Genomic DNA, 11678 nt, shown 5'->3' on the forward strand with positions numbered 1-11678 from the left:
CAAATCATACCCTCTTGCTCCCAATCAGATAACTCCCATAAATGAAGGTAATATTCATTTCTACACTTATATACAATTCCCTGGACTTCTTTATACAATTCTTTAAACATAACGTCCCCCTTTCTAGATACAGTCTAACAAATCAAGAAGCTAATTTGGTTCTTTTCATCCATTCTGCTCTCTACACCGTCTCAACTGCACAAAAAAAGAGAGGGCTTGCCTCTCTCAGAGTTATTTTTCGTCATTCATTTTTGACTTCACTTCATCATAGGACAGTGCATGAGATTCCTCTTCTACTGCTTCAGGCATCTTTCCTGTTTCGTAAAGAGCTTTAATTTGTGTACTATCCAATGTTTCGTATTTCAATAATGCTTCTGCAATCAACTTGTGAGTTTCACGATTTGATTGGATGATTTCAGCAGCTTTATTTCGTGCTTCATTTAATAATGAACGAACCTCTTCGTCAATTTCATAAGCTGTTTGTTCTGAAATTGATTTTTGAGGGCTTTGTGCACCAAACATAGCATGGTTTCCTTCATATTGTACTGGGCCAAGTTTTTCACTCATACCGTACTCTGTAACCATTGCACGCGCCATCTGTGTAGCTTGTTCAAAGTCGTTTGAAGCTCCTGTCGTTTGGACATTAAAGATAATTTCCTCAGCAACACGTCCACCCATCAAGCCAGCCAATTGCTCTTTCATATCTTCTTTAGAAAGAAGCATTTGGTCTTCTTTAGGAAGTGCAATCATATAACCGCCTGCACGTCCACGTGGTACGATAGTAACTTTATGAACAACACGGGCATTCGACAAGACTAGACCAACAATGGTATGTCCTGCCTCATGGTAGGCAACCAATTCTCGTTCTTTTTGTGAAACTGTCTTATCTTTCTTAGAAGGTCCAGCAATAACTCTATCTTCTGCTTCATCAATATCTGAGGCATCAATTATCGATTTATTGCGACGAGCAGCAACTAAAGCCGCTTCATTCAATACATTCTCTAAATCAGCACCAACAAAACCTGGAGTTTGTTGAGCAACTAATTTCAAATCTACATTTTCTGCTAAAGGCTTGTTCTTAGCATGAACTTTTAAGATTGCTTCACGACCTTTAACATCAGGGCGACCAACCAAGACTTTTCTATCAAAACGTCCTGGACGAAGAAGGGCAGGGTCAAGTACATCTGAACGGTTTGTAGCAGCAATGACAATAATCCCTTCATTTCCCTCAAAACCATCCATCTCAATCAAGAGTTGGTTCAAGGTTTGTTCGCGTTCGTCATTACCTCCACCAAGACCAACTCCACGTTGACGTCCAACAGCATCAATTTCATCGATAAAGATAATGGCTGGCGCTGCTTTTTTTGCATCCTCAAAAAGAGAACGAACACGACTTGCACCAACTCCGACAAACATTTCTACAAAGTCCGATCCTGAGATACTAAAGAATGGAACACCTGCTTCTCCAGCAACTGCTTTAGCAAGCAAGGTCTTACCTGTCCCCGGAGGTCCCTCTAAAAGAACACCTGCTGGAATACGGGCCCCAAGTTTTGTAAATCGTTTTGGATCTTTTAAGAATTCAACAACTTCAACTAGTTCTTGTTTTTCTTCCTCAGCTCCAGCAACATCTGAAAATCTTACTTTAATATCTTCTTTATTTGCGGCTTTAGCCTTACTACGTCCAAAACTCATTGGGTTACGGCTATTATTTCCTCCCATATTTCCCATCATAGAGAATAGGAAGAAGAATAGAATACCGAATGGCACAATGGATACAAGAATATTAATCCACATACCACTTGAACTTTCATGCTTAACAGTTACTTCCGCCTTATGGTCAGAAGCAAGTTTTTGCAATTCTGATACTGTAGTATCTGAAGGAAGAATAATACTTGAAAATTTCTCTACTGTTGTAGCAGAAGGAGAAAAGAACTGGATACCTGTTTCTTCTTTACTTGTTTTAGGATTTTTATAAACACCTGAAACTTCGATAACACTGCCATTTGGTTGGTAAGTCAATTCTTTTACATTGTCATCGGTAATTTCTTTTACCAATTCTGTATAATTAATTTGCTCACTTTTCCCTGCAACACTACCTGTACTAAAATACTGGTAACTTGTAACTAGGAAAAAAATAAGTAATAACCATAGAAAAGGATTTTTAATTAAACCATTATTTTGTTTTTTCATTAAAAATTGTTCTTTCTAATTTGAATATACTTCTTCTTTCAATACTCCAACATAAGGAAGGTTACGATAGTTTTCTTTGTAGTCTAAACCATAACCTACTACAAACTCATTTGGGATAGTAAAGCAGGTATAGTCTGCCTCAATTTCTACAACACGTCCCTCTGGTTTATCCAACAAGGTTGCAATTTTAACAGAAGCAGCCTCTCTTGCTTTAAACATATCTCTTAAACTCTTCAAAGTTTGACCTGTATCAATGATATCTTCTACAAACAGAACATGTCGTCCTTTGATATCTTGAGTCACATCTTGCTTGATATTGATAACACCACTACTTGCTGTTCCACCATGATAGCTAGAAACCATCATGAAGTCCATTTCAATATGTGTATCAATATGTTTTACCAATTCAGCCATAAAAGGAATAGATCCTTTTAAAATCCCAATTAAAATCGGATTTTTTCCTGCATAGTCTTTAGTTAGTTGGGCACCTAATTTTTTAGCAGCTTCTGTAATTTCATCGTGTGAAACGAGAATTTTTTTAATATCGTTTTCTAACATTTTTTTACCTATCTATTTTTTCTATATAAAGTACAGTGTTCATTATATCATTTTTCGTGTTTTTACTCAAATTACTGGTCGCAATTCCCAAAATTGAGACAATTTTACCAAATTGCTCAATAATCAGAGCTGATTTTCGCTTTTCCATAGGGATTTTCAAATCAATAAATAGACGTCTGAGTTTTTTTCTATGCCCATTTTGAATCAAAACATCTCCTGTTTTTCGATGACGAATGTGTATGGATGTTTCCCGTGAAACAGGTACCTGCTGAATTAATTCACCTTCTAAAGGAAGTCCAAAGGAAAATAAATAACCTTGGTAAGATACCTGATTTTGATAGTGTAACACAAGTTCATCTTCCTTTTCATCAGACTGAGGACTGATTTTACAAATCCGAAACTGTTGATACTCTTTTACTAATTCATAACCATTTTTAAGCGGATGACGATACTGGCTTTTAGTTTTTAAAATTTGCCGAACTTCTTCAAACTGAGCTTTTGTAAGATTCAAATCTGGAAAACGATTCAGATAAGTTTGAAGTAAAACTCTTTGTGTCGACTCAGAGTAAGACAATAGCTGCTCTAAATTTTCTAGATCAATATTCTTAGATAATTCAGCTATAGCTAAGTCATAATCTAAAATTTCATTTCCGAGGCTTAAGATTGCATCTCTAAATCGAGGATTTTCTTTTTCTAATTCTGGTAAATAAAAGTTTCGAATACGATTTCGAAAATAATAATTTTCTTTATTTGATATATCTTCAAAATGAAAAATTGATGGGAAGTCTTTTTTTTGAAAATTCAAGAAGGGCCGAATCATTTCTATCTCTCCGACTACTTGCTTCTCCTTAATTCCTGATAGATAGCGCAAGCGAGTACCTCGAATCAAGCGCATCAAAATCGTTTCCACCTGGTCATCAGCATGGTGGGCAGTGACTAAGGCTGTAGCACCTGTCTTTTTCATGACCTCTTTAAAAAAATCATAACGAAAATCTCGAGCCCGTGCTTCTGAAAATTCTCCTAAAAAATTTCTGATATAAATAGGAAGCTCTGCTTCAGCAGCCAACTTCCTTAATTCCTTTTCTTCCCAATCAGACTCTATTCTCTGCTTATGATTAACATGAGCTAGGATTAATTCAATTTCTAACTCTTTTTTATACGTAGATAACACCTTAAATAGAAACATAGAATCTAATCCACCAGAAAGAGCAAGCACCACCTTAGCATGTTTTTTAAAATATCCTCTCTTGAGACAATGATTTAAAAAATCTTGTTCCATCATTTTAGAACCTCATAAACATCCTTGGCTATCTTAGAAATCGTATCATAATCAGAATTCTTCGTAAAAATAGAAAGCACAAATGGAGAATCTGCATAGACAACACCCGTATCATGCTCAAATTCGTCCGCATCCCCAATTTTATGAGCTACCTTCACAGAAACACCTTTGGCAATTCGCTCATTATCAAAATCTGTTTTAGTCAAAGACTCTAGCACAAATCCATTTTGATTATAAATAGCTTCCATGACCTTCCCAGCCATTTTAGAAGAAATCAATTTTTCTTTTGGATCCCAATCATCTCCCATAATAGCAGACATCTTGGACTTAAATGTTGCATCAGATTGGTTTGAAATGTAATACCCCAATAGATTATGAGCTACATTATCAGATTCTTTTGATATTTTCGTAATTAAATCTTTTAGAGAATACTCTTTATTATCCTCTTTTTTAGGAAGGCTACCACTTCCCTCTGGTTTATAAGAACCTGGAAAATCATTGACTGCAGATACGTATTTTATAGTCGTGTCTAACTGATAAAGACCCTCATTTATTTTTTCTTGCGTATAATAAAGATAAGGAAGTTTCAAAACACTAGCTGCATACATCTTTTCATCTTGATTGATACCAGCTTCTTTTCCAGTGGTCAGTTGCTTAACATAAATAGAAAATGAATCCTTCTGATATTTTTCCGATAACATTTCTTGGACTTTACTCATCCGATTATCTTCTTCAGAAGTTGATTCTTTAGCTACCCATCCAGCCTGATCAATATGTAGAAATTCTCTTCCTTCTACAAACATGGTCTTATCGATTGATACTTGCAAATAAGCTGATAAGGATGACTTCACTTCTTTTAAGTCATAAGGACTATTGTACAGTTTAAAATCAGATTCTAACCATACTTTTTTTATTGTTGGAGTTACCTCTGATTGATCATATAAAAATCGTTTGTCCGCAGCTATAAATTGATGATTTGATAGCTTAAATACTGGAATTCCTTGTTTATTTAAACGCCACTCGGTTATTTGAAAACTTGTTTTTGGAGTCAATTTTCCAGATTCCACTACTAAATCTTCATTAGCATAAACAGGAATCTCTCCATAAACCATGGGAGAACTTAATTTTTCTCTAAAATAAATACCAAAGTCAGATTGTGAAAGGTAATAAATTTCTTTCGAAGTATAGACGACTTCTTTTTCTGTGCTAACGACTTTTGAAATAGTCAAAAAACTAGGTAGCAACAAAATAATTAAGAATTTACGCATTCTTCCTTTCCTTTTCTTCTTGTAAACGCAATAGTTGATTTTTATCAGACAACTCTTCTAGTTTTTCATCCGATAGACTCAAAAATTGCTCAATTACGTCTAATAAATTTTCCATTTTATCACCTTGGGAGCAAGTCAGGAATCGTATAAACAGCTTCCCGATTCTTAGAATAATAATATTTTGCACGCATGTATTTAGCAGCGTAATCTTCATCTTTCAACTTTGTAGCAAAAGCTGTCTCTTTCTCCTTTTCCTCACTCAAGGTTTGATACTGAGTTTGCAAGTCTGATAACTGTTGACGTCTTTGGAGTAATTGGTGATAGCTTTGAGCAAGATTATAAGTTGGTAAAATGAACAATAAAATCATCAAAATAAGAACCCAGCCCATGAAACGATTACGTTTTTGTCGTTCCTTCATCAGATAGCGACGACGTTGATGTTCATTTTGAATAAAAGAATTATTCAATTGTACGATATTTTTAGACATTTTCTTCTACCCGTGTTTCACTGATAATTTCATACATGCCTGCTGCATCTTCTTTTTTTGTACTATCTTTCATCTCCAGTACTTTTACAAGTAGCAACTTATTGCCAAAGCGAATTTCAACTTGATCATCAACTTTCAAGTCCGTTGAACTTTTGGCCAAAATTCCATTTACCTTAATTCTGCCTTTATCTGCTACTTCTTTTGCGACTGTACGACGCTTGATAATTCTTGATACTTTTAAATATTTGTCTAATCTCATTTTTCTTACCTCAAATTATTATTGTATCATTTTTATCTACTTTATAGAAGAAAAATGTTAAAGGGAATTGCCTTATTTCAACACTTTTATCTCCAATAAACTTTCTCCAAAAATCAGCAGACCTTCTAAAATTTCATAGTCTTTCTTGTTTCGAACATCAAATACAACCTCCATTAATCCCTTATTCTCAGTGATAGCTGCTTTTAAGTTCGTTGCGGATAAGGCTTTAAAATAATCTTGAGCCAAGAATAGTCGTTGAGTGACTTTTTCAAATTGAACTGTAATCTTATTTTCTTTTCTTTCCACACGTTCTACAAAGACCTTATCCAAGTATGATTTGACCAAACCAATCTCTAAAAGATAGGCCACTACGTCTGGGTATTCTCCAAAACGATCCATCAATTCTTCTTGTAACTCTTCATAGTTGACACAGTTGTCAATTTGACGAATTTTCTTGTAAATTTCAATCTTATGTCGTTGGTCAGAAATATAAGTGTCAGGAAGATAAGCATCAATTTGTAAAATCAACTCAGCATTCCCTTTGGTTCTTTTATTCCCATTGCCGTTACGTTTAGCAATAGCTTCCTCTAATAACTGCGAATACAATTCAAAACCAACAGAATCAATGAAACCAGACTGCGATTTTCCTAGGAGATTTCCTGCTCCACGAATAGAAAGATCTCGCATCGCAATCTTAAATCCTGAGCCTAATTCTGTAAATCCCTTAATCGCTTCTAATCTCTTCTCAGAGACTTCACTAATTGATTTTTCTGGATGATACATAAGATAAGCATAAGCAATACGATTACTACGACCAACTCTTCCTCTTAACTGATACAAGGTTGACAAGCCCATATGGTCTGCATTTTCAATAAACAAGGTATTGGCATTTGGAATGTCCACTCCTGTCTCAATAATGGTAGTCGTCACCAAAATATCATACTGACCTTCAATGAAATCCAGTAGAGTATTTTCTAACTGAATCTCACTCATTTGCCCATGAACATAACCAATCGAAGCCTCTGGAATTAAATCCTGTAATTCTGAAACCTTTTGGTCAATCGTGTCAACTTTGTTGTAAAGATAATAAACTTGACCTCCACGCTCCATTTCACGCAAGACCGCATCACGAATGACACTATCATTCTTTTCCAAAACATAGGTCTGAACAGGATAGCGATTAGTCGGCGGAGTTTCAATAACAGACAAATCTCTGATTCCCAGCATAGACATATGAAGGGTACGAGGGATTGGCGTTGCTGTCAAGGTCAGGACATCTACTTGTTTTTTTAGTTCTTTCAAGGTTTCCTTATGCTTGACACCAAATCGCTGTTCCTCATCAATAATCATCAAGCCCAAATCTGCAAATACAACATCTTTTGACAAGACACGATGTGTTCCAATCAAAATATCGACTTGACCCTTTTTCAATTTTTCAAGTGTTTTAGTCTGCTCTTTTTTACTTCTAAAGCGACTCAACACATCAATATTAACTGCAAAATTTTGGAATCGTTCCTTAAAATTCGTATAGTGCTGTTGCGCTAAAACCGTCGTCGGAACTAAGACAACAACCTGTTTGTGATCATTGACTGCCTTAAAGGCTGCACGCATAGCAACTTCTGTCTTTCCAAAACCAACATCCCCAACTAAAAGTCGATCCATTGGCTGAGAAGTCTGCATATCTCTCTTGATTTCCTCAATACTACGAAGTTGATCATCCGTTTCAACATAAGGGAAGGCATCATCAAAAGCATGTTGATCTTCATCATCAGCTGAGAAAGCAAACCCCTTCAACTGGCTGCGTTCAGAATAGAGTTTGATTAAATCGTCAGCTATATCCTCTACCTGATTCTTAACCTTTTGCTTGGCCTTTTTAAAATGACCGTCATTTAATTTATTGAGTTTTGGCGCTTTACCATCACTTGAAACATATTTAGATAGTAGATGAATCTGTTCCACTGGGATGGAGATTTGATCCCCATTTTGATACTGGACACTGACATAATCGCGGTGAATCCCCTTGATTTCAATGGTTTCAATCCCTAGATATTGACCAATCCCATGAATATGGTGAACAACGTAATCTCCTTTTTCAAGTTCATTGTAATCTTTTAATCTCTCTGCGTTTGAAACATGTTGTCTTCGAAAACGACGTTTCAATTTCTTTTGAAAAATCTCATGTTCAGTAATCACCAAAATTTTTTCATCTACAAAATGAAAACCATGTCTGAGATTGCCCTCGATTAAGTTTACAGATTCTTGACAGATTCTTGACTTATCTCTAGAATCCAATTTAATCTGATATTCCTCTAACACATCCTCCAATGTTTTACTTCCCATTGAATTGCTAGACTGCAGAATAATGGTGTAATCCATTTTTTTATATCGTTCAATTTCTTCTTTTAGAAAAGAAAATTGATTGAAAAACTCCTGCATAGGATATTGATTAAATTGATAAATTTGGTCAAACTTGAGATTTCCTAACCCCTTTTGCAGATTAGAGAAAAAGGTAACCGGACTCTGTTTTTTATAGGTTTGCTCTGTATCAGCAAAATACTGCATCTCAGAAAATGCTTTACTGTTCTGTAATTCTTCTGTAAAGTATTGTGCTAACTCCCTTTCAAAGACTTCATACTGATTCATCAATTTCTGATAATCATCAAAGAATATTGGAGTATCTTTTTCAATATAGTCAAAAACAGTCCATGTCTTATCATAACACAAAGATAAAAATTTCCTTGAATCAGAATGAATTTGTTTTTGGTGAAAACTTGAAAGAATTTCTTCTAAGTATGATTTTAAAATAGGTGATAACGTTTTTGAAATTTGTTTTTCTAAAGCTGACTGACCTCGTTGATAATCCTTTTCTCTCAAAAGAATATCACTAGCTGGAAAAATGAGGAGTTCTGACTGATTTTCTTTCGATAATTGTGTTTCGACTTCAAAAGTACGAATTCCATCGACTTCATCACCAAAAAACTCAATTCGGCTAGGTTCTAACTGGGATATTTCAAAAATATCTAAAATATCTCCTCGAAGACTAAATTCTCCTTGAGTTTGTACTTGTGTAACCTTTCGATAACCAATTTCCTTTAACTGATGGATAAACGCGTGTTGGTCATATTCTTCACCAACTGAGATTTTTACAATACTATCTTTGAATACATTAGGAGACGGTAAAATCAATCGACTTGCTGCGATATTACAAACTAAAATCCCTCTCTTAGATGAATCAGTCAAAAAACGCAAGGCTTCAACCCGTGAAATGATTTTTTCTTGTGAAGACATCAAAAACTCCACCATAGGAGTATCATCTACCAAAAATGGATAGACAAGTTCCTCACCCAAGATAGATAGAAGATCACTAACAAGTCCTTCTGCTTCTCCATAAGTTGACGTCAACAATACAATCTTATCTTCTTTTTCTAAACTGCTTGCAATTGCAAGAGCCTTAGTAGACGTTGATAAACCAAGTATCAGTTGTCTTTTCTTATCTGTTAAATTTTGATGCCATTTTTGGATCTGATCATTTTCTGAGAATAAATCTAATAAGGTCACCATTTATCCGTTATACCTCTGCATCGTTTTTTCAAAGTTTTTCTCTTGTAAATAGTAGTTTACAGAATCGTCAACTTTGTCAATAGACTGTAAAATACCAATATAATCATCCTTGTCAAACTTACTCAAAACATGGTGAACAACTGACATACCATTTTTAGGTCTTCCGATTCCAATCTTAACACGGTTAAAGACCTGAGTTCCAATATGTTGAATAATAGACTTAATACCATTATGACCACCTGCGGAGCCTTTTGCTCTTAAACGAATCTTTCCAACTTCCATGTCAAGATCATCGTAAATGATGAGTAAATCTTCAATATCCAAACCATAGTAAGTCAATAAAGCATGAACCGCTTTTCCACTTTCATTCATAAATGTCGTTGGTTTGACAAGATAAATTTTTTCTCCATTTAGGAAAAAGGATGCTAGGTCAGCTTGAAATATCTTATCATGTGTAAAAGTGACATTCTGTTTCTTCGCTAGTTGGTCAATCAACATAAATCCAACATTGTGTTTTGTTTCAAAATATTTATCCCCTGGATTTCCTAATCCTACAAGTAATTTGGTCATTTATTTTTCCTTTCAAAAGCCAAAAGGGTTGGAATTTTTTTTTCCAACCTAATTGACACTATTTATTAAATTTTTAGACATTAAAGCGGAATTCCATGATATCGCCATCTTGAACGATATATTCTTTTCCTTCTTCACGTAAGCGCCCAGCTTCTTTTACGGCTTTTTCAGATCCGTATTTCACTAGATCCTCATATGACATGGTTACCGCACGAATAAATCCTTTTTCAAAGTCTGAGTGGATAATACCAGCTGCTTGAGGAGCCTTCATACCACGTTTGAAGGTCCAAGCACGAACTTCTTTTTCACCAGCTGTAAAGTAAGTTCCCAGTCCAAGCAAGTGGTAAGCTGCACGAGTCAACTTGTCAACGCCTGATTCTGTCAAACCAAGTGCTTCAAGAAACTCTTGCTTGTCTTCTTCGTCTAACTCAGAAATTTCTTCCTCAGCACGCGCAGAAATAACGACTACTTCAGCATTTTCTGTCGCTGCAAATTCACGAATTTGTTTAACATAGCCGATAGAGTCAGGTTCTGAAACCACATCCTCATCTACATTGGCAACATAAAGAACTGGTTTAGTTGTCAAAAGGAAGAGACCTTTGACAACTTTTTGTTCTTCATCTGTAAATTCGATGGTGCGAGCTGATTTTCCATCTTCAAGGACTGGTTTAATCTTTTGAAGAACATTGAATTCTGCTACTGATTCTTTATCTTTTTGCGTACGTGCCATCTTTTCTACACGCGCATATCGTTTGTTCACTGATTCTAAGTCAGCAAGAATCAACTCTAGGTTAATAGTATCAATATCTGCAAGTGGATCTACAAAGGCGTCTTCACGTCCTTGTTCACGCATGACATTTTCATCATCAAAAGCACGAACTACGTGAACAATCGCATCTACTTCACGAATATTGGCCAAGAATTTATTCCCTAACCCTTCTCCTTTTGAAGCTCCTTTTACAATCCCTGCAATATCTGTAAATTCAAATGTTGTTGGCACTGTCTTTTTAGGAGTAATCATTTCAGTCAATTTTTGTAGACGTTCATCTGGAACTTCTACCATTCCAACGTTTGGATCAATCGTCGCAAATGGGTAGTTTGCTGCCTCTGCTCCTGCTTTTGTAATTGCATTAAATAGTGTTGATTTACCAACGTTTGGCAAACCAACGATACCTGCTGTTAAAGCCATATTTTCTCATTCTCCGTTTTCATTTCAATCCCTAATATTATAACACAAAAAGTGAAAACTTGCTAACCCTCTAACTAAGGGTTAGCAGTCAATAATTTTATTCATTTTTCGATCAAAATCATAGCGTCCCATCATGATAACATGGTCACAATTACTACATTTGATTTTGATATCTGCCCCTACACGTGTAATTTCCCAACGATTTGCTTTTTTACCTGTTGACTTGATTGTACAAGCGTGTGGTTTTTTCATCTCAACAAAATTTCCAACTTGATACATACTACTCTCCTTTTCTTTTTCGATTATATCATAAAAG

General features: G+C 35.4%; 11 protein-coding genes and 1 pseudogene. All 12 read right to left on the reverse strand.

Annotated elements, in window-relative coordinates; genetic code table 11:
• A pseudogene (locus EII37_RS01925) lies at positions 1-110 on the reverse strand (sigma-70 family RNA polymerase sigma factor); the annotation flags it as partial.
• Between the two features lie 121 nt (positions 111-231).
• Positions 232-2190, reverse strand: a complete 1959-nt coding sequence (gene ftsH, locus EII37_RS01930; protein ID WP_124787414.1) for an ATP-dependent zinc metalloprotease FtsH — start codon at positions 2188-2190, stop codon at positions 232-234.
• A 15-nt stretch (positions 2191-2205) separates the two neighbouring features.
• On the reverse strand, positions 2206-2748 hold the full coding sequence (gene hpt, locus EII37_RS01935; RefSeq protein WP_049535534.1) for a hypoxanthine phosphoribosyltransferase: 543 nt from the start codon (positions 2746-2748) through the stop codon (positions 2206-2208).
• A gap of 4 nt (positions 2749-2752) precedes the next feature.
• Positions 2753-4030: a tRNA lysidine(34) synthetase TilS gene (gene tilS, locus EII37_RS01940; protein ID WP_124787415.1), complete on the reverse strand. Its 1278-nt coding sequence runs from the start codon at positions 4028-4030 to the stop codon at positions 2753-2755.
• On the reverse strand, positions 4027-5295 hold the full coding sequence (locus EII37_RS01945) for a serine hydrolase (protein ID WP_124787416.1): 1269 nt from the start codon (positions 5293-5295) through the stop codon (positions 4027-4029). Before EII37_RS01945 ends, tilS begins: the two co-directional genes overlap by 4 nt.
• Positions 5288-5410: an SP_0009 family protein gene (locus EII37_RS11310; RefSeq protein WP_020902316.1), complete on the reverse strand. Its 123-nt coding sequence runs from the start codon at positions 5408-5410 to the stop codon at positions 5288-5290. Before EII37_RS11310 ends, EII37_RS01945 begins: the two co-directional genes overlap by 8 nt.
• A gap of 4 nt (positions 5411-5414) precedes the next feature.
• Positions 5415-5783 carry a septum formation initiator family protein gene (locus tag EII37_RS01950; RefSeq protein WP_000041905.1) on the reverse strand — a complete coding sequence of 123 codons (369 nt, stop codon included), beginning with the start codon at positions 5781-5783 and terminating at the stop codon, positions 5415-5417.
• Positions 5776-6042 (reverse strand): RNA-binding S4 domain-containing protein, encoded by a 267-nt coding sequence (locus EII37_RS01955; protein ID WP_001234973.1) that lies wholly within the window; start codon positions 6040-6042, stop codon positions 5776-5778. Before EII37_RS01955 ends, EII37_RS01950 begins: the two co-directional genes overlap by 8 nt.
• Before the next feature lie 72 nt (positions 6043-6114).
• A complete protein-coding gene (mfd, locus tag EII37_RS01960) occupies positions 6115-9603 on the reverse strand; it encodes a transcription-repair coupling factor (RefSeq protein WP_124787417.1) in 3489 nt (1162 codons plus the stop codon).
• Complete coding sequence (gene pth / locus EII37_RS01965) at positions 9604-10173, reverse strand: aminoacyl-tRNA hydrolase (RefSeq protein WP_124787418.1); 570 nt, start codon at positions 10171-10173, stop codon at positions 9604-9606.
• Between the two features lie 73 nt (positions 10174-10246).
• Entirely contained in the window at positions 10247-11362 is a 1116-nt protein-coding gene (gene ychF, locus EII37_RS01970) for a redox-regulated ATPase YchF (RefSeq protein ID WP_124787419.1), read from the reverse strand.
• Between the two features lie 81 nt (positions 11363-11443).
• On the reverse strand, positions 11444-11641 hold the full coding sequence (locus tag EII37_RS01975; RefSeq protein WP_124787420.1) for a DUF951 domain-containing protein: 198 nt from the start codon (positions 11639-11641) through the stop codon (positions 11444-11446).
• Positions 11642-11678 lie beyond the last annotated feature (37 nt).

The sequence above is a fragment of the Streptococcus sp. OH4692_COT-348 genome, from assembly GCF_003859975.1.
In the GTDB taxonomy this organism is placed as follows: domain Bacteria; phylum Bacillota; class Bacilli; order Lactobacillales; family Streptococcaceae; genus Streptococcus.

Coding starts and splice junctions, on each gene's coding strand:
- EII37_RS11310 (WP_020902316.1), bottom strand. CDS start 5,410: ATGGAAAATTTATTAGACGTAATTGAGCAATTTTTGAGTCTATCGGAT.
- pth (WP_124787418.1), bottom strand. CDS start 10,173: ATGACCAAATTACTTGTAGGATTAGGAAATCCAGGGGATAAATATTTT.
- EII37_RS01975 (WP_124787420.1), bottom strand. CDS start 11,641: ATGTATCAAGTTGGAAATTTTGTTGAGATGAAAAAACCACACGCTTGT.
- hpt (WP_049535534.1), bottom strand. CDS start 2,748: ATGTTAGAAAACGATATTAAAAAAATTCTCGTTTCACACGATGAAATT.
- mfd (WP_124787417.1), bottom strand. CDS start 9,603: ATGGTGACCTTATTAGATTTATTCTCAGAAAATGATCAGATCCAAAAA.
- EII37_RS01945 (WP_124787416.1), bottom strand. CDS start 5,295: ATGCGTAAATTCTTAATTATTTTGTTGCTACCTAGTTTTTTGACTATT.
- EII37_RS01955 (WP_001234973.1), bottom strand. CDS start 6,042: ATGAGATTAGACAAATATTTAAAAGTATCAAGAATTATCAAGCGTCGT.
- EII37_RS01950 (WP_000041905.1), bottom strand. CDS start 5,783: ATGTCTAAAAATATCGTACAATTGAATAATTCTTTTATTCAAAATGAA.
- ftsH (WP_124787414.1), bottom strand. CDS start 2,190: ATGAAAAAACAAAATAATGGTTTAATTAAAAATCCTTTTCTATGGTTA.
- ychF (WP_124787419.1), bottom strand. CDS start 11,362: ATGGCTTTAACAGCAGGTATCGTTGGTTTGCCAAACGTTGGTAAATCA.
- tilS (WP_124787415.1), bottom strand. CDS start 4,030: ATGATGGAACAAGATTTTTTAAATCATTGTCTCAAGAGAGGATATTTT.